The 23,309-nt window shown below is 42.2% G+C and carries 18 protein-coding genes; 12 read left to right on the top strand and 6 right to left on the bottom strand.

The genetic code is table 11. From position 1 onward, the window contains the following. Positions 1–48 precede the first annotated feature (48 nt). Positions 49–852: a glycosyltransferase family 2 protein gene (locus DIU38_RS12930; protein ID WP_112655085.1), complete on the bottom strand. Its 804-nt coding sequence runs from the start codon at positions 850–852 to the stop codon at positions 49–51. Between the two features lie 586 nt (positions 853–1,438). Between DIU38_RS12930 and DIU38_RS12925 the strand changes: the two genes are divergently transcribed. From DIU38_RS12925 to DIU38_RS12895, 7 genes are all read left to right on the top strand, one after another. Further along, positions 1,439–2,086, top strand: a complete 648-nt coding sequence (locus DIU38_RS12925) for an RNA polymerase sigma factor (protein ID WP_112655084.1) — start codon at positions 1,439–1,441, stop codon at positions 2,084–2,086. Continuing rightward, complete coding sequence (locus DIU38_RS12920; RefSeq protein ID WP_112655083.1) at positions 2,083–3,390, top strand: hypothetical protein; 1,308 nt, start codon at positions 2,083–2,085, stop codon at positions 3,388–3,390. Before DIU38_RS12925 ends, DIU38_RS12920 begins: the two co-directional genes overlap by 4 nt. A gap of 94 nt (positions 3,391–3,484) precedes the next feature. Further along, complete coding sequence (locus DIU38_RS12915; RefSeq protein WP_112655082.1) at positions 3,485–4,795, top strand: hypothetical protein; 1,311 nt, start codon at positions 3,485–3,487, stop codon at positions 4,793–4,795. 224 nt (positions 4,796–5,019) lie between these two features. Further along, positions 5,020–7,230, top strand: a complete 2,211-nt coding sequence (locus DIU38_RS12910) for an outer membrane protein assembly factor BamB family protein (protein WP_112655081.1) — start codon at positions 5,020–5,022, stop codon at positions 7,228–7,230. 9 nt (positions 7,231–7,239) lie between these two features. After that, positions 7,240–7,686, top strand: coding sequence for a hypothetical protein (locus DIU38_RS12905; RefSeq protein ID WP_112655080.1), 447 nt, complete (start codon positions 7,240–7,242; stop codon positions 7,684–7,686). 66 nt (positions 7,687–7,752) lie between these two features. After that, entirely contained in the window at positions 7,753–7,971 is a 219-nt protein-coding gene (locus tag DIU38_RS12900; protein ID WP_112655079.1) for a UPF0175 family protein, read from the top strand. Further along, positions 7,964–8,425, top strand: coding sequence for a DUF3368 domain-containing protein (locus DIU38_RS12895; RefSeq protein ID WP_112655078.1), 462 nt, complete (start codon positions 7,964–7,966; stop codon positions 8,423–8,425). The genes DIU38_RS12900 and DIU38_RS12895 overlap by 8 nt, the downstream gene beginning before the upstream one ends. 26 nt (positions 8,426–8,451) lie before the next feature. On the opposite strand, the gene DIU38_RS12890 is transcribed toward DIU38_RS12895, so the two are convergent. Then, positions 8,452–9,732, bottom strand: a complete 1,281-nt coding sequence (locus tag DIU38_RS12890) for a hypothetical protein (RefSeq protein ID WP_112655077.1) — start codon at positions 9,730–9,732, stop codon at positions 8,452–8,454. 133 nt (positions 9,733–9,865) lie between these two features. Here DIU38_RS12890 and DIU38_RS12885 point away from each other — a divergent pair, with 133 nt between their 5' ends. The 5 genes from DIU38_RS12885 (at position 9,866) to DIU38_RS12870 (ending at position 13,206) form a co-directional block, all read left to right on the top strand. Beyond that, positions 9,866–10,516, top strand: a complete 651-nt coding sequence (locus DIU38_RS12885; protein ID WP_146750317.1) for a hypothetical protein — start codon at positions 9,866–9,868, stop codon at positions 10,514–10,516. A 19-nt stretch (positions 10,517–10,535) separates the two neighbouring features. After that, on the top strand, positions 10,536–11,183 hold the full coding sequence (locus tag DIU38_RS12880; protein ID WP_146750316.1) for a LamG domain-containing protein: 648 nt from the start codon (positions 10,536–10,538) through the stop codon (positions 11,181–11,183). A gap of 219 nt (positions 11,184–11,402) precedes the next feature. Continuing rightward, positions 11,403–12,080 (top strand): hypothetical protein, encoded by a 678-nt coding sequence (locus DIU38_RS34670; protein ID WP_317132438.1) that lies wholly within the window; start codon positions 11,403–11,405, stop codon positions 12,078–12,080. Positions 12,081–12,150: 70 nt separating this feature from the next. Then, a complete protein-coding gene (locus tag DIU38_RS34665; protein WP_317132437.1) occupies positions 12,151–12,609 on the top strand; it encodes a hypothetical protein in 459 nt (152 codons plus the stop codon). Between the two features lie 15 nt (positions 12,610–12,624). Beyond that, entirely contained in the window at positions 12,625–13,206 is a 582-nt protein-coding gene (locus DIU38_RS12870) for a TMEM175 family protein (protein ID WP_112655073.1), read from the top strand. Positions 13,207–13,308: 102 nt separating this feature from the next. Here DIU38_RS12870 and DIU38_RS12865 read toward each other — a convergent pair whose 3' ends face one another. From DIU38_RS12865 to DIU38_RS12850, 4 genes are all read right to left on the bottom strand, one after another. Continuing rightward, positions 13,309–14,646, bottom strand: a complete 1,338-nt coding sequence (locus tag DIU38_RS12865) for a vanadium-dependent haloperoxidase (protein WP_208057820.1) — start codon at positions 14,644–14,646, stop codon at positions 13,309–13,311. A 104-nt stretch (positions 14,647–14,750) separates the two neighbouring features. Continuing rightward, complete coding sequence (locus DIU38_RS12860; RefSeq protein WP_112655072.1) at positions 14,751–17,978, bottom strand: VCBS repeat-containing protein; 3,228 nt, start codon at positions 17,976–17,978, stop codon at positions 14,751–14,753. A gap of 248 nt (positions 17,979–18,226) precedes the next feature. Then, positions 18,227–19,843, bottom strand: coding sequence for a SusD/RagB family nutrient-binding outer membrane lipoprotein (locus DIU38_RS12855; protein WP_091167840.1), 1,617 nt, complete (start codon positions 19,841–19,843; stop codon positions 18,227–18,229). 5 nt (positions 19,844–19,848) lie between these two features. Next, positions 19,849–23,016: a SusC/RagA family TonB-linked outer membrane protein gene (locus DIU38_RS12850; protein WP_208057825.1), complete on the bottom strand. Its 3,168-nt coding sequence runs from the start codon at positions 23,014–23,016 to the stop codon at positions 19,849–19,851. Positions 23,017–23,309: the final 293 nt, after the last annotated feature.

The raw sequence follows: 23,309 nt of genomic DNA, 5'->3' as shown, positions 1-23,309 counted from the left end.
TGTTTAATTTTGACTTCAGACTACCAACTATACGATATCATACCTTGGTCAGTTAATCTGCTCTATAGCCAACTCGTTACGATAGGTGTTTCGCGTTTGAGACAACTCTTTATATTGTTTCAGATAAGCGTATTTAAGGCGTGTGTTTTTATAAATAACACGCGCTATAGCCAATCCTTCAGCTCCATCTAAAAAACCAAGTCTGATAATGTAATTGCGTAAAAAGCCAAAAGCGGGCGAGAAATATAGCTTGATAAACGTTGCCTTTTTACCGGCTTTGTAATATTTGGCTGCGCTTAGCTGTGCATAAAGAATAGCTTTACGCTTAAAGTCGTCAATATCGGTTACAGAGTGGTGTTGGATATAACCCGCTATGCTTTTGATCTCGGCATCGGAAGGTAAAAGCAGAGTTTCGTGTACTTCGGTTTCGCCCCATTTTACCAATGAACGATTAAACAAACGCAGGTGATGATCATTTCCCCAATTACCAAAACGGATCAGCTTTTTGCCAAAGTATGATTTGAATTTGATATCGTAAACAACATTCGGTTTGTCAAAGGTTAAATTATGGAGCGATTTAATAAGCTCCAAATCAGGTACCTCATCAGCATCAATACTTAAGATCCAGTTGTAGCGGGCCTGGGTTACCCCTTTATTTTTGTTTGCTCCATATCCGCTCCAGCTTTTTTGAAACACCCTGCAGCCATAACGGGAGGCAATAAGCGGCGTGCTATCGGTACTGTCATTATCAATCACAACAATATCATCGGTAATTAAAGAAGCCATTTTTATACAATCTTCAATTAAGGCAGCTTCGTTTTTAGTAATGATCACAACAGACACCGGTACCATGCAGCAGTAGTATTATTAGTATATAAATTATTAAGGGCTTGTTATGCCCTTTTATAATATATATCGTGCATGTTCAGGGGATGGTTGCCTTAAGATAAATAAACCGGCGAAAAAACATTATGGATTTTGCTTATTCCATTCTGTTATATTAATCAGCTTGTCAGAAATGGCATTTCGACAATTCGGATTGGGACACAGGATAATCCAGCGATCTTTTGCTTGTTCAATTATCGGACGTGTCCCGCAGGTTTTACAATTTTTTACAGGGAAGTTTGGGTTTATGTCGATTCTCATAAAAGGCCTTTAAAGCAGGCGGGGTTTACATGGCATTACGCTATAAATACACGTACAGGTTGCCTCATTGTCAAAAATATAATTATTTGCAAAGATTTTATTGAGGCTGTGTTAGCTTGTGCATATTTTGTATAAATGATTTCCGTAGGTGAGAAAAGTGTGCATGATTTTATCCAATTGTGAGAAAAATTTAAATTATTTTGCACAACGGGCAACCTTTTAATAATAGTTGCCGTGATGTGCGTAGATAAGGTTAAATTTATGTGTTTGATTCTGAGTTTATAACCCCCGTATGGGCGAAGAAGAGTTACATCAACTGATCAATGGCTGCGTAAAGCAGGACAGGAAAAGTCAGAAAATGCTCTATAAAGCGTTTTATGGATTTTCTATGGGCATTTGTCTCCGTTATGCAGGTAACCGTGATGAAGCTGCAGAAGTTATGAACCAGGGTTTTATGAAAGTATTTACCCATATAGACAGGTTTGATACTTCAAGGCCGTTTAAAGCATGGATTGGACGTATTATGATGAATGTTTCTATTGATTATTATCGTGCCAATTTAAAAATGGCCTATACCGAGGATTTGGAGAAGGCAGAAAATGTGAGTGAGGGAGACCTGACAGATAAAAATTTAAATTATGAAGACCTGCTGGCTATGGTACATCAGTTGCCGCAGGCTTATCGTACGGTTTTTAACCTTTTTGCGATTGACGGTTATTCGCATGAAGAGATAGGGGAAATGCTAAATATTAATCCGGGAACATCAAAGTCAAACCTGCACAAAGCGCGACAAAAACTAAAACAAATGATATTAAAAGCAGAGGAAACTGCTAATAAAACAAATTACAACAGGGGTATGGATATTAACCCAATTGTGGCGTATAATGGCATAGGTATAGATGTAAGGACAACCTTTTTTAATAATGGTATCAGAGGATGAAAAGCGAAGAAGATTTAGATAACATTTTTAAGAAGGGGCTGGAAGACCCGGCAAATCATCGCGCGTTTAACGAGGATGACTGGAATGCGCTTGAGCAAATGCTTGACAAAGGCAAGAAACGTCGTGGAATCGTTTACTGGTTGCCAATTGCAAGCGGAATAGCAGCGATGTTACTGCTGTTTTTAGGATGGTGGTTTTTTAAACCTAATGTAAAGGATGATAATACAGCTGGGCAACAACAGGTTAAGGTTAAGCCCGCTGCGCCTAAAACAAATCCGGTAACGAACGGTGTTGCCGTACAAAATCCTCAGGTTACAGATAGTATCAAAACAACATCGCCAACAAATAACAATGTTGCAGCTAACAGCAATAAGAATAATTATGTTAAAGCCGGCCAAACAGTTTTGATACCTTCTGTAGCTGGTGCTAACCGCGCCGTTACCGGATCAAACAAAAAGGGAATAGTTGGTCGTGATACCATCATGTCACGTCCTTCTGAGCTGATAGCAAACACAGATCCTTCAATTAATCCCTTAAATAATAAAGCTTCCATTGAAAGTTTACTGGAGAAAAGAGCTTTGTCGCTTGACATACAACCGGCACCTTTAGCAGTTCCTGACTTTAAGACAAATATCGAGAGACAGCCTGTTGCCGCATCTGTATCCAAACCGGACAAGAAAATAACTAAACAAAGCTTTGGTTACCGGCCGCAATGGGCTATCACGGCCTTGGCTTCTTCTGATGTTAATGGTACAAATTCGTTCCAGGGCAAGGTTGGCAGCAATTATGGTTTGCTGCTTTCATTTGGTGCCACTAAAAAGTTAACAATTACAAGTGGTGTTGTGTATTCATCAAAACCTTACAATACAAGCTTTGCCAATTATCGCACTGCATATGTGTTTAAAAATGAGCCAACGGATGTAACGGCAGACTGTAAAATGCTTGATATTCCGGTTAATATAGCCTACCAGGTATATGGCAATTTTCGCAATAAATTATCGATAGGCACTGGTTTATCGTCCTATCTGATGTTGCATGAAAAGTATACTTATAATTATGCCGATGGTGTTAATAGTGCTGCGTGGCCTCAAACTTATACTGTACCTAACAGTAAGGGGTATTTATTGAGTATTATCAATATAAATGCAACTTATGAGCACAAAATAAACTCAAAGTTTGGGGTAAGCGTTCAGCCTTATATGAAAGTGCCAATTTCAGGAGTTGGATATTCTGATATTAAACTGCAGTCTACGGGTGTAGCGGTGGGGGTAACGTATAATCTTAATTCGTTCAGCAAACCCTAAGCTTTTGTACAACCCTTACGGTAAGGCTTGCATTCCTCTTATACTAAATGGAATTATTATCTTGCGCCACATTTACCGTACAAGATCAATCGCCATGAAAAAACTACTGTTTTTTGCCCCTTTGTTATTACTGTTTTCATGTGGGCATGGCCCGGCACAGCAGCTCGAAAATAAAAAGCTCAATAGCCTTGCTGTTGAATATGTAAAGCTTGGCCTTGCAATAGGGCAATACGACGGCGACTTTGTAGATGCTTATTATGGGCCGGATTCATTGAAGCCAAAATCGGAGCCCCTGAAAACTTTCCCTAAGGATAGTCTGCTGGCCTCGGCAAACAGCCTGATGAATGACCTGCGCACCATCGCCAATACTTCGAAAATTGATACCAATAAGATCCGCGCTAATTGGATGGCCGATCAGTTGGTTGCTTTCAGTCGCCGGATCCGTATTTTTTCGGGAGAGGAAAGGCCTTTTGATGAAGAATCTCGCGAGTTATTTGGTGTAGCTGCCCCGGTTTATACCGATGATTTTTTTAAGGGGCAGATAGCCCTGCTCGACAGCATTTTACCGGGTAAAGGAAACGTGAACGACAGGTTTCAAAAGCTGGCCAATAAGTTCATTATACCAAAAGATAAATTAGACCCTGTTATAAAAGCGGCTATTGCCGAGGCCCGCAAGCGCACAATTGTCCATTACCAACTGCCTGCCGGCGAAACATTTACGCTGGAATATGTAACTAATAAGCCATGGTCGGGTTATAACTGGTACAAAGGAGGTTACAAAAGCACGGTACAAATCAATACCGATCTGAAGATTTTTATTGACCGCGCTATTGATGTGGGCAGTCATGAAAGTTATCCCGGACACCATGTATACAATATGTTGCTGGAGAAAAACCTTTACCATGATAAAGGTTGGGTTGAAATTTCCCTGTACCCGTTGTTTAGTCCGCAATCGTTGATTGCCGAGGGTAGTGCCAATTACGGTATTGAGGTAGCGTTCCCCGGTGATGATAAAATAAAGTTTGCGAAAAACGTATTGCTGCCGTTGGCCGGTTTGGATACCGCCGGTGCCGACCTGTATTTCAAGGCCCTGGCTATAAAAGGTACTTTAAACTATGCCCGCAACGAGGCAGCAAGAGGCTTGATCAATAATACCATGAGCCAGGATAAAGCATTGTCGTACCTTAGAAAGTATTGCCTTATGAACGATGAGACTGCTCAAAAATCAATCAGCTTTATCAAAAAATATCGTAGTTATGTTATCAATTATAATTACGGCCAGGATTTGGTGAAAAACTACATTGAATCAAACGGAGGCACCGCAAAAGCTCCCGCAAAACGCTGGGAGCTGTTTGGAAAACTGTTGAGCCAGGAGGTTGCACCTGTTAGTTTAGTGAAGAAATAAAAGTAAGGGTTCCCTGTAGAGGATGCTTGTGATACATCTTGTAATGCCATGGCTTTTTTAGCTATGGCATTTTTTATGGACGAAATGATATACGCAGGCAACGGATGAATATTTGTAAAATAATTTTTATTCATACATTTAGCGAACACTGTTGCAAACACGCGCCGCACCATATATGCTGAAATGCGTCGGGACTCAATTAACACCAAATTTTTACATTATAAATGATTAACACCCGGTATTTGATAGCCCTGTGCTTTGCGGCAGGCATTTATGCGTCCTGTAAAAATCAGCAAGGTAATCAAAATAATAACTATAGTGGTTGGCCTGCCTATGCGGGTTCAAAAGAAGGGGTACGGTATTCATCCAATGATGAAATTACTTTAAATAATGTAAACAAGCTAAAAGTGATGTGGACTTTTAGCACCGGAGATAGGGACACTGCTAACCTGAGCCAGAATCAATGCAACCCAATTATGGTCGATGGTATTTTGTATGGTACCAGTCCTAAATTGAAGCTGTTTGCGTTAAATGCTGTTACAGGCCTGCAAAAATGGCTGTTTGACCCCGCTAAGGATGATACTACTAATAATGGCGACCCTATGGCTTACTATAAAGTGAGCCGTGGAGTAATATACTGGCAAAATGATAATGGCGGTGAAAAAAGGATTTTCTACAGCGTGGGAGCTAAAACCTGGGCTATTGACGCCGAAAACGGCACTCCGGTGCGCTCATTTGGCAAGGGTGGATATCTCGACCTTACTAAGAATTTAGACAGGGATACCAAATCATTTGTTGCGGGAACTACGCCCGGCGTGGTTTATAAAGATGTGTTGATTGTTGGTGACCGCGTATCCGAATCAGCCGATGCGGCTCCTGGGCACGTGCGTGCTTACGATGCCCGGACAGGAAAGTTAAAATGGATCTTCCACACCATACCGCATCCCGGCGAAGTGGGGTACAATACATGGAAAGATACAGCGGCTTACAAAAAATTTGGCGGGGCTAATAATTGGGCAGGGATGGCTTTGGATGAAAAGAGGGGGATCGTGTATATTCCCACCGGCTCAGTAGGTGGCGACTTTTATGGTGGGTTCAGGAAGGGGCAAAATCTGTTTGCCAATTCATTGCTGGCACTTGATGCGGCTACGGGTAAGCTTAAATGGTATTACCAGTTTGTACATCATGATTTGTGGGACAGGGACCTGCCCGCCAACCCCAACCTGGTAACCATCGTTAAAGACGGCAAAAAGGTAGATGCCGTAACGCAGATCACCAAGCATGGTTATGTATTTATGTTTGATAGGACTACAGGTAAGCCAATATTCCCGATAGTGGAAACGCCTGTGCCAACCAAAGCGCTTCCAGGCGAAGAAGTTTGGCCTACGCAACCCATCCCAACTTTGCCGCAACCTTTCGCCCGGCAAATGTTTAATCCCGAAGATGTTACCGACCGTACGCCCGAAGTGCACAGGGAAATGCTGTCAAAATATAACCAGGTAAAAAACCGGAACATGTTTACCCCGCCAAGCAAGGAGGGAGGCTGGATCTTCCCCGGTTTTGACGGCGGGGGCGAGTGGGGCGGAGCTGCAGTTGATCCTGAAAGTAAGATACTATACGTAAACTGCTCTGAAATGCCATGGGCGCAGGTAATGATTGATGTACCTAAAACCAACACTAACGATCATTCACCTCAGGCATTGGGACACGTGGTGTATAATACAAATTGCATCGGCTGTCACGGCGCCGAACTGAAGGGTAATGGCACCTCCTATCCATCGTTGGTAAACATCGGCAAAAAGTATACTGCCGATCAGGTGAGCGGTATTATTGCTGCCGGCCGCAACATGATGCCTTCTTTTAAACAGATTTCGCCCACAGATAAAAAGAACCTGCTTGCTTTCCTGCTCAAGATCCCGGAAACTAAGGGGGCGAAAGAGGTAGCCAAAGAACCAACCGGCAATCGCTCCGCCAGTTCGGAGGCGGAAAAGAAAATGGTTGATGAAGTACCTTATGCCATGAATGGTTATAACCGTTTTTTAGATAATGATGGCTATCCCGGTATAAAACCGCCATGGGGTACGCTCAATGCTATCAACCTTACATCGGGCAAGTTGCTTTGGAAAGTGCCGCTGGGTGAGTATCCTGAGTTAACCCAAAAAGGAATCCCTGTAACTGGCACCGAAAACTATGGCGGCCCCGTGGTTACCAAGGGAGGTTTAATTTTTATTGCTGCAACTAAGGATGAAAAGATCCGTGCGTTTGATAAACGTACCGGCAAAGTGGTTTGGGAAGCTAATTTGCCGGCGGCGGGTTATGCTACCCCTGCAACTTATTCAATTGATGGTAAACAGTACATAGTTATTGCCTGTGGCGGCGGAAAAATTGGAAGTAAGTCGGGAGATAGTTATGTTTGTTTTGGATTAACCGACTAACATCTCTTTATGGATTTATTTGAAGCAGTTTTTGATTTGTACGAACAGATACGGTTAAAAGCCGAAAATGATTTTCAGGATCTGATCAAATGCCAGTACACGCAGCAATGTTACAGCGATAATGGCGCTTTTTGCCTTGTATTGGAGATCACTGTTTTAAAAAATATCTCTGATGATGATTATGGGCTGGTGTTTTCCATCAACGCCCAAACAGAACCAAATCACCCCGACCATAAAAGTGATGCTAAAGGTATATTTTTAATTGCCGATGTGCATCGTGGTGATAACAAGGTGATCAGTAATTTGGATGAGATTGTTTTTGACCCGCAGAATGAAGATGCTGTTAAGGAAGGTTATGCTAAGATTGAGCAATTTGTTAAACCGTTTACCGCGAGCGTGAGTGATCTGCTTGTCCAGGGGTATGATATTAATTTAGAGGATAATTCGGTAAATTAGGGTTGCTGGAGCACGTTTGTTTAATGAACTCCTGTATTTAGTTTCAATAATGCTTATCTTTATATCATGACAACGATGATATTACAAGTTCCTGAAGCGTTGGAAAAAGAACATGACGAAACGGTTCGTCTTATTGCAGCTAAACTTTATGAAGCTGGAAAACTATCTTTAGCACAAGCTGCCGAAATGTGCAGCATGAAAAAGTGGGATTTTGCGGAGATCCTTATCAACTTTGGTGTTAATTATCTCGACCCAAGTGTAAAAGCTGATTTAGATCGTGATTAAGAAGATAGTTGTTATTACCGATACAAGCTGCTTTATTATTTTAGATAAGATCAAAGCATTACATTTACTCCATGACTTATTCTCGAAAGTAATTACAACTCCCGAAATAGCAAATGAATATGGTAGAGTACTGCCTGATTGGGTAATTGTACAACAGGTTCAAAATTTAGATTTGCAAAATCAGATAAAAGAAATTGTTGATCCTGGTGAAGCAAGTGCAATAGCTTTAGCTGCTGAAATTAAATCTGATTATTTGTTGACGGATGACCGGGCCGCCAGAAAACTTGCCGAACAAAGAGGTATCATGGTTAAAGGCTCGGCAGGGGTATTGCTTTACGCCAAGCAACAAAAAGCAATCCCGCTAATCCGTCCCTACCTCGATTGCATTCAGCAAACCAATTTTAGGATATCACAATCACTTATTGATAAGCTACTTTTAGAAGCACATGAATAAGTGATGAATTAAATGCTTTACAACATCTAAAACTGCTCCTCATAAACCGCCCCTCCGGGCGTTTCCAGCTTATAATGTTTTACCTGCCCCGGTCCTTCAAATTCAAAACGGATGCCTACAATACGGCCCATGGTGTGAGCCTGTTTAAATTCAAAGATCTGTTTGTTATTAAGATATATTTTCAGGTAATGGTCTTTAACGCTGCATCTCAGGTTTTGAAATTGTGACATATCTGTACCAAAGGCACTCAGGTCATGGTTTTTTCCATCAACCCATTCTTCGCCGGTTAAAATGCCCATATCGGCGATACACCCTTTGTTTACTATGGGGATCACAATGGCAGTACCGTTACCTAAAATGGTGAGGTCGGCTTTGGCGCAGGCCGATTGGCCGGGTGTTGAGGTATTGCGCAGGATACAATCCATAGTGAAATTATCTGCATTAATTCCCGGAAATTCGCGGATGTTAGCAAATTTTACCCTCGTATTGTTAAAAACAGGCGTTCCTGATTTTTGCTCCATGACATCTGCTGTAATTCCCATAAACCCTTGCCCTTTAATTTCTTCCGGCGAAAGATAAACAGGTATGGGCTGGTGATCAAGGATGCCTTTCCAGCCCTTGGTTTTAATAAATACCGATGTTTCCTTTCGCACATGTTTGTCTACAATGAGCTTTGCTATAAAATAACCGGGATCATAATAGATAGAGGTATACTGTTTGCCGTCACCGGGTACCTGTTCGCGGCGATTAGGGTCCAATGATTGCTGAATAAAAACGCTATCAGAATGAAATGCTGAGGCGTCATAATTAAATACAGCCGAGTTCGGCAAATCGTCAGAAACTTTCTTGCTGGTGAATTTTATTGAGCCGGGATCAATAGGTTTATTGCGCTTGCTGCTCATGAAAAACAATGCGCCCAATACCAGCAGTAATGCGCTGCCAAACCATATATAGCGTATACCGGGTTTTGAAAGCGGAACCACAACTGCGGTATCTGAATCATTTATTTTAACCGGTTGCTCAATTACGCCGTTAACCTGGTGGTGCTGCCTGAAATCGCGCCAACTGGTGTAGTCAAGGAAACGGGCAAGGGCGTTCAGTGTTGCTGCATTGGGAAAGCTTTCGTAGCGCACCTTACCCCAGATCCTTTTTAGGGTTGATACACTGAGCTGCACCCGTGTTTTATCAAAGATTTGCTGGCTTAGCTGCTCAAAGTCATCATTACCCCAAATATCACTATCACCCCAATTTAAGGTTCGCTCAATAAGCTGCCGACATAACAAAAGCAATTGTTTTTCCTTTTCCATTGATCTACAGGTAATAATGTGGTTTAAAAATCCCTAAAATGCTTTGAACAAACTTGAACTTAACTTGAAATGCCGCCCGTGCTTTATTGTAATGACAATTTGCAAGTTTTGATTAAAGTTAAAATCAAAACCCATGAACAACAAGATTTTATTGTTTGCCATACTAAGCATGACGCTTGGCGGCGGCTTTTGTTACAGTCAGCAAAAAAGAGTTACATATGATATTAACCAATTGCTTAAGGAAAATAAAATGGTGAAAGCCTACACCCGCCAAACTGTTAAAGAACTTACCGATGGCAATAAACAAGGCCTAACATTAGATGGTATTTTATGGCTTAAAGATGTGAATTTTAAGACAGGCACTATCGATATCGATTTACGGGGCAGAGATGTTTTTCAGGAAAGCTTTTTGGGTATAGCTTTTCACGGGGTTGATACTACAACCAATGATGTTATCTATTTCCGCCCTTTTAATTTCCAAACCACGGATACGCTTCGCCGCAAACATACGGTACAATACATCAGCGAGCCGGATTTTCCCTGGGATAAACTCCGTAAGGAGCATCCGCTGGTTTATGAAAATGCAGTAAACCCTTTTCCGCTTGCCGAGGCCTGGTTTCATGCGCGTATTGTAATTAATACCAATGATATTATTGTGTATGTTAACCATTCCGATCAACCATCGCTTACTGTAAAAAAACTGAATAACCGGCAGAGCGGGCTCGTTGGCCTTTGGTCGTCCGGGCTGCCAGGCGATTTTGCCAACCTTGTTATTACTCAATAAGTATAAAACAACCATCATCATGAAAAAATTAGTCTTAATGTTAACACTGTTTGCTGCCGTGGAAACACGGGCACAACAAAAGCACCAGGTATACAACCTTTCGATTGTAAACCCTAAACAATGGATCATTCCTAAAAACGATACGCTTGACTATGAGCTGGGTACTTTCCAGGGACAAAAAGCGCTGCTCATCAAACGGAAAATCGGCGACTACAAATCGGCCAGTTTAGCGTATAAACCGGGTTTAAATTTTAAGGACGGTATTATTGAAATGGATGTAGCTTGTGTAAATCCCAAAGGAGGTTTTGTTGGTTTGGCTTTTCATATCCGGGATGCCCATCATTATGAAACAGTTTATTTCAGGCCGGGATCATCCGGTACTATTAACGCTATCCAGTACATGCCCGAAAAGAAGGTGGAGTTTAACTGGTGGGACTATGAGGCAACAAAATACCAGGCTAAAGCTATAATCCCGCAAAATAAATGGTTTCATGTTAAGGTGGTAGTTCATGGCAGCAAAATGGAGGTTTATGTAGATAATGCCCCGAAGCCGGCTATGGTGTACACCCCGCTTGATCCATCATTGAAGAGCGGTTCGGTAGGTTACTGGCACGGCAACTGCCCACAGGGGGCATATAAAAATCTTGTCGTAACGGCTTTTAACTAAGAAATGATGCTGACGGGATTTGTGTGCTCTCTGTCCTGCCTTGCTCGGTTTTTAAACTTCCTGAGTCTTCAGCTGAAAAAAATCACCCTAACTACATCGATGTAGTAGAAATATATAGTCAAATGGCTGTCTGGTGCTTGTTTTTATTGAACCAAAATCTGCACTTTTATAACTTGAAATGTGCCCTGCATGAGCACTTTAACCAGTTATTTATAATCTATGAAATTTAAACACCTGTACAAATCAGCAATTACTGCATGTTTATTAGCGCTAAGCCTCAATTCTTTTTCGCAAAATAGCTTTAAACCTCAAAAGGATGTGTTGGCAACCATCAAAAAAAACTTTGCTGATGCGGGCATACAATATAAGTACATGGCCAAACAATTTGGACCTGAGCAGTTCCCTAAAACGTATCACCCTACTACCGATAAGTTTGAAACAAGCAATAGCAGCTGGTGGTGCAGTGGTTTTTATTCAGGTACATTACTAAATCTATATCAGCAAACTAAAGATGCTGAACTGCTTAACCAGGCTAATGAAAACTTGAAAGGCCTCGAAAAAGAACAATATAATAAAGGGACGCATGACCTTGGTTTCATGATGTACTGCAGCTTCGGTACAGCAAACCATCTTGAGCCGAAACCTGAGTATAAAGAAATTCTGATTAATAGTGCCAAATCACTTTCAACAAGGTTTAACCCAACGGTTGGCTGTATCCGTTCATGGAATTCAAAGGCTAATGATTTTCTGGTGATCATTGACAATATGATGAACCTGGAACTGTTGTTTTACGCTACCAAGGCAACCGGCGACTCGAGTTTTTATAAAATAGCGGTTACCCATGCCAATACCACTATGAAAAACCACTTCCGCCGGATTTTAGTTCGTACCACGTAATTAATTACGATGAACAAACAGGAGCGGTAAAGGAAAAGAAAACCGCGCAAGGCTTTGCTAACGAGTCGGCATGGGCAAGGGGACAATCCTGGGGCTATACGGCTATACAGTTATGTACCGCGAAACTAAAGACAAAAAATACCTTGAGCAGGCAAAAAATATAGCGCATTTTATATTGACCAATCCAAACTTGCCTGCCGATAAAATACCTTACTGGGATTATAACGCACCAAACATCCCTAACGCGCTTCGCGATGCATCTGCAGCATCAGTTATGGCCTCGGCCTTGCTTGAACTTTGCCGTTATGTTGATAAAAAGGATGGTCAGGAGTATTTTAATACAGCTCAAACTATTATCAAAAACTTATCTGCACCGGCATATAAGGCTGATTTGAACACCAACGGAGGTTTTATTTTGAAACACAGCGTGGGCCATTTTCCGGCAGGTACCGAAGTTGATGTGCCTTTAACTTATGCCGATTATTACTTTGTTGAGGCTATGGAGCGTTATAAAGCTTTTGCTAAATAACGCTATATTTATTGCATGGCATTAGGCAAGGGCAGGTTAGAAGCATTTAGTGATGGCGTAATAGCCATCATTATTACCATTATGGTGTTGGAAATGAAGGTTCCGCATGGCGAAACCCTGGAAGCTTTGAAGCCACTTATCCCGGTTTTTTTAAGCTATCTGCTCAGTTTTGTATATGTAGGTATTTACTGGAACAATCATCACCATACCTTGCAGGCGGTACGCTCTGTAAATGGTAAAATATTGTGGGCCAACCTACACCTGTTATTCTGGCTATCGTTGATACCTTTTGTAACCGGCTGGATGGGAGAGACCCACCTCACCCAATGGCCGGTTTTCTTTTATGGTGTGGTGCTCATCATGAATGGTATTGCCTACCGTATTTTGGCCTTCTGCCTTATAAAACATCATGGTGAAAACTCGCTGATAGCACAAGCTTTCGGTAGTGATTTTAAAGGCAAAATTTCTGTGGTGCTATACGCGGTTGCTATTTTATGTACCTGGTTAAATCCTGTTATCAGCGTGGTAATTTATGTAGTGGTAGCCGGGACCTGGTTCATACCCGATAAACGTTTTGAACGACTCCTCGAATCTTAACGGTTTCCTGAATTAAGATCGGGATCCCGGTATGATAAAAAGTACAGTAACCTTGCTTACTTGGTGCGCATAGTTAAAAAGCAGTTCACTTTTAACTAAGCTTTATTTACCCAAATAGTTTATTCCGGCCGCTTTTAATTTTTTAACAACCGCTGCTGCCACATCGCGCCCCTGCTGATTTCCGTTAACAATGGCATCATTAAAATGAATACCACCATAAAAGCGGGACAAAGAAGCTTCTTCAGCCGCCTGCTTAAATGATTTGAAGTCGCGGGGGCCAACACCATAGGGGATTTCCGAATCATCTGTGTAAGCAAAGTTATCACCCAACAGATAACTTAATACTCCAGCCGACGAATTTGACAACACGGCATGGCCGCTTGGATATTCCGGGAATGGCGGGGTTTGCAACATGGGCACCCATTTAATATCAATGTATTTGTTAATATAGGTTTCAGGACGGATGCCGTTACTGCGATATTTTTCGTCCCAGCAACTGATAAATGCATCCATTTCGGTCATGGCCACCATTGTTGCCACCTGTATAGATTTATCAAAACTAAGCCCGGCTTTTTTTACGGCAATACCGACAATGTTCATCCAGTGCCCACCTGGACTGATTTTTTTAAAGCCGATCATCATATGCCCCGATGTGGTGACAGCAAAAGGGTTGCAGTCCCAAAAGTTGGCAATCATGATCTGCTCTGCCGACATGTTTTTGGATACTTTGTAAACTGCATAGGCCTCTTTATAAAACTCGCTGGTGCTATCTGTGCTGAAAACTGCGGGCCTAACCGGCACAAACTGATCGGATGAATCAATAAACATCGGGCGAATGGTTTTCCAGTTGGGTTCAACGGCCTCCATATACATCGGCGGGGTAGGGAACCAGTTTTTACCACCTTTAATAGGCGAATACCGAAGCCGACCGCTCAGCTTATTATAGTTATCTGATTTGGAATATTTAATAACCTTAGCCGTCATTTCGGTGGCAGCGGCTATTGATTGTTTGATCACATCTTCGCTTATGCCTTTCTCTTTAAGCAGGGCTACATACTTATCCTCATCATCCTGTAGCATAAAGCCCGATGGGAGCATTTGCTTTCCTGTTTCCAGTATACAATACATAGCGGCTATGCGATAATCGTACTTATCGGCCGGGATGCTGATCTGGTTATCCAGTGTGTAGCTTTTGATAAAATTGCCAACCGGTATTATCTGTTTATTGTTTAGGCTAACCAAATTATAAGCCCCCAGGGTTACATAGGCATAATAGCGGGAAGCAGCGGGCGGGTTTACAACATCATGGATCATAACCGCCGAAATAGAATTTACAGCCTGATCGATATGCAGGTACGGAAGAATGTTTTTTTTATTCTTTTGCGCATAAGCTGTTGTGCTTATAAGCGCTAAAAACAATATGGATATTTGTTTGATCATTTGTTTTAATTTTTGTTTCGAGTTTCAAGCATTAAGGCAGAAGCTAATAGTTCTCTAACACACTAAAGCTCCCGATTCCAGACTTTAGACTTGTTACTTAAAACTCAGTACTTATAAAACTGCAAAGCCTGGCCCGATGCACCTATCATTACATAATTTGCGCCGTTTATTTTTATTTCCGTGGCCGATTTTACGTCACCGTTTACTGATAGCCCTGCAACCGGCTGGCTTTGGTATGTGAAATTACCTTTCCCGTCGCCGGTAAGCAGGCAGCCATAATTTGCGTCAAAGCTTCCCAATTTCAGGCGGTTATCTGAATGGTTGCCCAGCAGCAGGAAGTCTGTTTTACCGTCATGATTAAAATCGCCGGTGAGGATCTCTGATACCGATGAATATTGGGCCTGCAACGGCAGCTCAGCTTTTACAAACTTACCACCACGGTTCATGAACAGGCATGTTGCAACCTCATTAGCCATAAGCTTAGTAGCTTTAGCAAGCTCTTCGGGCGTGAAAATATCTTTCATAGTAGCATCGCAATAAGCTTTATATGAAGCGAACCTTTTACGCATCGGGTAAATCTGGTCGTTCAATTCGTCGCGGCTTACAAAAGGGTAGCTTACGCCCTGTATATAAAAGTTAAAAAACGGATCGATTGAGCCGTTACCGTCAAAATCGGCAAAATACATTTCAGCAGGCTCTGTTTGGCTGGCATGGATCTGTGTGTTTTCGCCAAGGTTGCCAGCAATAATATCAGGCTTGCCATCGCTATCCACATCGGTAATGGTTAGCGTGTTCCAAAAACCGCTGACGGGATGGTCAAAGTATTTGACTGTTTCATCAACAAAACCAGCTTTGGTGTTGGTAAATACCATGATGGGCATAAATTCGCCGCATACTACCAGGTCTCTACGGCCATCACCATTCAAGTCGGCCCATTGAGCATCTTTGATCATACCTACGCCTGTAAATGGTGCATCGGTAATTTCAAAATGACCACCGCCCGTATTGGTAAGCAGGTAGCTTTTTGGTGCAGATGGATAAGAACCCGGTGTAACGTTTGATCCGACAAACAGGTCGATTTTTCCGTCGTTGTTATAATCACAAGGGCGTACACATGATTTACTGCTGGCGGTTAATATCGGGAGGGAGGTGCTTGAAAAGCTGAAATTGCCTTTACCATCGTTCAGATAAAGCTTGTCCTGCAGCTCATTGGCGCCGGGTTCTAATAGTGAATAGCCGCCTTTGGCTACGTACAGATCGGGGAAACCATCGCCATTGGCGTCAAAAAACGCCGCTGCTGATGTGTTTTCTTTGTTTACATCTGATATTTCCTGAACGGTATAATTGCCGCCTGCTTTTTGAATAAATATCTTACCCGGTGTGTTCTGATCGCCGGCAATAAATAGGTCCTCAAGACCATCTTTGTTTACATCAGCTTTGGCTATCACCGGCCCTGTTTTTGAGCTCATGAACAGCATCAAAGGCTGGCGTTTAAAGTCGTTGATGCTGTTTTCGGTATTAGTATAATTAATAGCCGGTTTAGCTAAACTAAAAACTGATTTGGTAGCGGTTTTTCCATTGGTTTTGAATACAGGGTTGCCTGTTTTATAGGTAATGTTTAAGCGTTGATTTGCTTTAACGGTGCTGAGCAATTGCGATGTTTGATCGGGCCAGATGATCCGTACTGAATCTGCCTGCTGCTGATTGCCTAATCCAAAATTTAAAACTGTGGATACGCACGAAAGATATCCCCTGTTAGGGTTAACTTCCTGGTACTGTACTTGCTTACCGCTATATACAAATACTTTTGAACCTATGGCGTTTGTATTTCCTTCCGGTTGTTTAAGGTTTACAGCCAGGTAGTTCTTTTTACCGGTTTCCATGGTCATGTTTTGTAATATGGAAGCCTCGCTGTTGATATTATTGGTAACCAGGTCAAGATCGCCATCGTTATCAAAGTCGGCATAAACAGAGCCGCTGGAAATGCCACCTTTATTGATCCCCCAATCTTGTTTTTTATCGGTGAAGGTAAGGTTATGATTATTTTGGAAAATATAGTTTGACAGGGTAGTAGAGGGCATAGCTTTAACCAGGTCCATGAGCAGGAATGGTTCGCGGTTCATAGCTTTTTTTAGCTTATAATCGCCCCAATACCGTAAAAAGTCCTTATTGGTATAATCTCGGAAGTAGCCGTTGGAGATGAAGATATCCTTGTAGCCGTCGTTGTCAAAGTCGGCAATTAGCGGGCACCAGCTCCAGTCTGTATTGGAAACACTTGCCAGCTGACCGATTTCGCTGAAAGTACCATCGCCATTATTAACCTGCAGCATGTTGCGCATATATTGTTTGTACAGGTTCTGGTTCAGCATCAGCTCAAACGATTCGTAGTTTTCTTGTAGTTGTAACAGCTTTTGACGTCGGTTATCAGGCGGCAGCATGTCAAGTGTCATCATATCAGGGAGGCCGTCATTATTGATATCAGCTATATCAACCCCCATTGAAAATTGCGACAAATGTTTGAAGCACTTTTTACTATCCTCGGTAAAAGTGCCGTTTCCATTGTTTATGTAAAGGTAGTCGGGTTCGTTGTAATCGTTGGTTACATAAATATCCTGTAATCCATCTTTGTTCATATCAGCTATGGCAACGCCAAGGCCAAAGGTGAGGGGATTTTGAATGATGCCCGCTTTTTTGGATACATCAACAAAATGACCATCCTGGTTTTCAAAAAGTTTATTGCTGGCCAGTTCGTCGGTTTCGGCTTTGGCTTGCGCAAATTCAAGGTTGCTGATTTTTTTAACGTTATGGTTAAGCAGGAACATATCCAGCTTGCCATCATTATTATAGTCAAAAAATACAGCCTGGGTACTATAGCCCGGATCGTCAAGGCCGTATTGTTTGGCCATTTCAACAAATTTGCTGTTGCCTTTGTTGATGAAAAGCTGGTTGCGGCGTTTGGCATTATCACCAAGGCCGGAGTAACATACATAAATATCTAAAAGGCCGTCGCCGTTAACATCGGCCATGGTGACGCCGGTTTTCCAGTCGCCGGGCCTGCCAGCGAGGCCACTGCCGGCTTGCTGGGTAATATCTTTAAATTTAAGGTTCCCTAAGTTAAGATACAGTTTATTTTGACCAAGATTACTGGTAAAAAACAAGTCTTCGAGGCCGTCATTGTTGATATCGCCAACGGCAACACCACCGCCATTGTACAGGTACTCATAGGAGAGCACATTGAGCTTTTCGTCCTCAATCAGGTCATTGCGGAATTTAACACTGGTTTCGTCGGGGGTAAGCAGCTTAAAAAGTGGCTGCTGCGCATTACCGCGCATACTTTGTAATGTAAACAGCGCAACAGTACAAAATGTAAAAGTGTTTAACCTTTTAAGTTTAAAATTAACGAGGGGAGAAGAACAACACATTATCAACAGATTTTATTTTTTCCGGGTCGCAGGGAGATTTAAATTTACTTATTTGTATTGATAATTGCCACCGGATTATTAATCCTTTTTGTTGTAAAAACCAAAAAACAAGGCTATGAAGCCATAGCCTTGTTTTTAAAATGAATTATATAGGGGTATTATTTATCCCACCATACACGTGATGAAAATTTATCACCACCAGATAATGATTGAACTCCGCTTGCTAACCCTTTAGGGTTTGTTGATGACAAGTTAATTGGGTAAATAACGCGACGCGGAATTTGAGTATCAAACTGAGCTGAGTAAACAACAGGTGTTAATACAGGGAAACCTGATCTTCTCCAGTTTGTCCAGTTTTCGTTAAACATGAACAAGGTTGAAGTTTCAACCCAGTACTCCATGTTAATTTGCTGGAGCGCGGTAGCACTAACCAATGGGTGTGTAGCAACATAAGCTGTGATGGCGGCAGCATCTACCGTAGCGGCCGAATTGATTTGCGCGACCGATTTCATGTTAGCAGCAAGAGCATTAGCATAATGCGTAGCAGCGTTACCTGTATTCCAGTTCCTGGTCGAAGCTTCGGCAAGTAACAACTCGGTTTCGCCATAAGTTAACAGCATGTTGATGGTGCTTTTATCAACAGGGTTAATGCTTCCGGATGAGGTGTAATAAACTTGGAGCCTTGGTCTTGAATATTTGCCAAGTGGTGCCGGAGCATCTGTAGCGCTTACAGCCGGAGTTGCGCCTGGGTAACCCGGTGCTTTTGATATATCAGTAGCTCCGCCGTTAAGATCATAGCCATTTGGCATACCTAACTGTTTACTGTAGGTATTATCACCAGCAAGCGATTCGTTTTCGTTAGCTGCTTTACCGTTACCCGTAGTGATTTCAGCAATTGCGCTAACTCGCGGATCGGTAGTTGATTTCATGTAATCGATCAAAGTTTTTGACCAGCGTACTTCACGGAAATCATCGGTAGTCAATAAAGCGTTAACGATAGAATTACTGTAACCATTCGCGTTATCTGTTTTTACTTTGGCGTTATCATCAACGCTTGCCATGGTACCACCGGCATAAGCTTTTTCGGCATATTTTTGCGCGGTAGCGGCATCAACTTTAGTTAAACGCATAGCAACACGCAGCATTAACGAGTAACCAAACCTTTTCCATTTGGCAATATCGCCACCGTAGATCAGATCAGAAGTCGGTTTATCTTTTGCAGCATCAAGACCGCTTACTGCCGCGTCAAGATCTGCAAGCATAGCGGTATATATATCCTGCTGCTTATCAAACTTAGGGAAAAAGATACCCTGTTTTGCCATGCCTGCTTCTGAGTAAGGAACATCACCATAAGTATCGGTAACGCGTTGCAGGATAAGTACTTTCATAATAGTGCCTATTTTATTCAGATTTGAATACGCTGCATTGCTCGCTGTAAGGTTTTTCATTTCCTGTGCGTAAGTTTCAGCGCCATAGCCCTCACTATACACACGGCCAACATAATCGTTAAATGATCCGCTTTGCGTGTATTTATCGCCGTTACCATAATAGCCGAACGTTGAAGCTAATGATTGCGACCACATACTTTGAAAAAGTAACTGCGAGTAGCCCGTTTGTGAATAATTAAGTTCAGCCTGCGCTAAAAGGAAGTTTGGATTGAACACTTCGGCCGACGTTTTATTAGGGTCGGTATTTATTTTGGTGAAATCTTTGGTACAGCCGGCAAAAAGCGACGCTGCAATACAAAGACCACTATATATAAGTTTCTTTTTCATCTCTGTTATTTTCTAAATTTAAAGTTAACATTAATACCGAATGTGCGGGTTGCCGGTAAGCTGGTACCTTCGATGCCTGCATAGTTGATATTGTTTGAGAAGCCTGATTCAGGATCGATATTGTCTGAATGTTTCAGGATGGTCCAAAGGTTACGACCTACTGCTGATACGGTAATACCGTTAAATGGTGAACCTTTCAATATGCCGCTTGTAAAGGTATAACCCAATGTTACCTGGCGTAGTTTAATAAAGTCGCCGCTTAACACGTTAAGAGCCGATACTTTATATAAACCATTTTGGTAGTAATCCTGCGCTTCAACATTTTTGGTGTTTGGCGTACCTGCTTCAGTAACACCTTTGCCTACTACACCTCCTTCACGGCCATCAAGTGTGATTTTGTTTAAACCACGGTAGATGCTGTAAGCGTTTGTTGCCGAAAGAATTTTATTACCAAAACGGTAGTCAACCAAAAACGAAAGATTAATATGTTTGTAGCTGAAATCGTTGTTTAAACCGCCGTAAATTTTAGGCACTGTTGTACCCATTGCTTTACGATCGGTGTACTCAGGATAACCGCTTGAATCGAAAATAATATTACCGCTTGCGTCGCGTTTGTAATCGTTAGCCATAATTTGCGGACCAGGTAAACCAACTACGTAAGCAAGGTTAGCATTTAACGGACGATAGGTGCCTAAATTTTGCGTAGTGCCGAATTCATCGGTTTTTAGCACCTTGTTTTTAACATAAGTAAAGTTAAACGATGGAGTCCAGGAGAATGATGAAGTTTGGATTGGTGTACCTTTAACCTCTAACTCCACGCCGCGATTTTGGAATGACTGAGAACCGATTAAGCGGGTGGTATAACCTGATGCAATGTCAAGTCCGCTACGCAGGATCTCGTTTTTAGTTTTACGGGCAAAATAGTCAAAATCAAAATTTAACCGACCGTTAAACATTTTTAACTCGGTACCGACCTCAATTTCCGAAAGGGTATATGGTTTTAAACCTGTGTTATAAAGATCAGATGAGTAATTACCGATAGTTATACCATTAATATTGTTACCCAGGCTGTAATAAGCCGAAGTGCCATAAGGGTCTTTTAGCTCACCACTTGTTTTAGCGTATGATAACCTGATTTTACCTAAATCAATATTTGGCATATGTGTCAACTCGGAGAAAATGAAGGCGCCCGATACCGATGGAGTGAATATACCTCTGTTACCGGCATTAAGCGTTGAGTATGCATCATAACGGCCGCTGGTACCAATGGTCAGGAAGTTTTTAATCGCAAAATCAGCGTTGTAGTAAGCCGAATGCACTTCTGATTTTTTAAAGTCATAGCTTGAGTTTTTGCTGCCTACGTTGTTAATGCTGTAGAAAAACGGTAATGTGAACGGACCACCGCTAAGACTGGTATATTCAGACTGGTCTTTACGGGTTGCTGCACCTGCGGTTACGTCGAAACTTAACAGGTCTTTAACAATGTCGTGTTTAACACCAATTAAACCGTCGACGTTTAATTCGGATGTTTGCATGGTTGATTGCTCGTCCAGGCCGCCCATCAGGCCTGAGTAATACGCGGTACCGGTAGGGGTTACTTTAAAGCGGCTATCGTTAATGTTGTCATAACCTAAACGGGCCTGCGCGTAAATCCAGCTGGTGAAGTTGTAGCGGGCGGTTAATGCTGTAATTAACCTTTTACGGCCAGTGTTATTGATAAACTTGTTGGCAGCAAAGTAAGGGTTGGTTACATATGGGTCGTCTGTCCAAACCTGCTCATAACCATTAGCACCGTAGCCAGGATTTAGGATAGATTGGTTTAAGTTAGGGGCAATAAACCAGATGTTGTTCGGGTTACCCGGGCCGTCAGAAAGGCTTGGACGGTTTGTAGAGTTTTCAACCAGGTAGTTGGCCACGATACCGATGTTCAGTTTGTCGGTTACGTTTTGGTTGGCGTTTAAGTTGAAAGTTTTCCTGTCGAGTTTGCTGTTAGGTACTATTGAACCGGCATTCATATCCGAAACTGATAACCTGAAAGCTCCTGTTTCGTTACCGCCGTCAAACGCTACTGTATTAGTATAAGTATTGCCTGTGCGGTAGAAGTTTTGCAGATTATTGTTTACCGCAGAATATGGGTACATTTTGCCGTCAAACTGTATGGTTTGTGAACCATCAAGTTTTGAACCCCATGCTAACCGGCTTGACGCTTGTGCGTCGGATGCATTTTGAGGCTTTACACCATGCTGACCCTGACCATATGTGGTTTGGAAATCGGTAGTGTTGTTAACCTTATCGGCCTGGTAGTTGGTATTAAACTCTACACCAAAACCCGAATTTTTTTTGCCGCCTTTAGTGGTGATCAAAATTACACCATTTGAAGCACGGGTACCGTAAAGAGCGGATGCTGACTGGCCTTTTAATACCGTAATGGTTTCAACATCATCAGGGTTGATGTTGCTGATACCGTCGCCATAATCAGCGCCACCCCATTCGCCGGATGAACCGCGCTGGGTGTTGTCTATCGGTACACCGTTGATTACAAATAACGGGCTGCCAGCACCGCCGCTGGTTACACCGCGTAATAATATACGCGCTGAAGAACCCGGTCCGCCACTTACACCGCTGATGCTCAGGCCGGCCACGCGGCCTTCTAATGAGTAGGCTACGTTGCTTTCTTTCGCTTTATCAAGCAGGTCGCCTTTTACGGTTGTAATTGCATAGCCTAATTTTTTCTCTTCTTTTTTAATACCTAAGGCAGTTACCACAACTTCGTTCAAATTATTGTTTGAGGTTAAAGTAATGGTAATAGTTGATTTACCTCCCACCGCAACTTCTTTAGTGCCATAACCGATATAGCTCAAAATCAACACAGTGTTTGGCTGAACATCAAGCGTAAAGTTACCGCTGGCATCGGTTTGTGTACCTGTAGTGGTGCCTTTGATCCTGATGCTTACGCCTACAAGGGGTTCGCCTTTTTCGTCAACAACCTTACCGGTAAGTTTAGCGAAGTTTAAGTTAAAATTATAGTTTGATTTGGCATTTGCTTTTGGCGCTTCAGCAGCCGAAGCCTGCATATTCAAGAGCACCATACCTGCAAGGGCAAATTTACACAGGTTGAGGGATTTTGATACCCATGGCCTCTGTACACCCACCGGGTGTTTGAAAAATTTCATATTTTATTGAATTTAAAGGGAGTTAATAGCGAAGCGCCCTGGAAGCACAACGCAGTTATAAACATTCAAAAATCTTTTTCGAGGCAGTAATTCCCTCCGGGTAATTATCGCCTGTAGTGGGAGAGTAAGCTTTTTTTACATAGGCATCAGTTTTCCTGGGTTTATTAATAATGTCATATAGTTTGGTTAATGATCACTGTGCTAAAGGAAAACTATCCTTTGTAGGGATGCACTTTAGTGATTTAAAGTGAGGACAATTAAATTTTAGCGATTGCCTACAAACCCATGAAAAA

Origin of the sequence: Mucilaginibacter metallidurans (assembly GCF_003286435.2) — a bacterium.
Lineage (GTDB): Bacteria > Bacteroidota > Bacteroidia > Sphingobacteriales > Sphingobacteriaceae > Mucilaginibacter > Mucilaginibacter gossypii.
The sequence above is the reverse complement of the archived record's forward strand: the minus strand, read 5'-3'. Positions and strand labels throughout refer to the sequence as shown.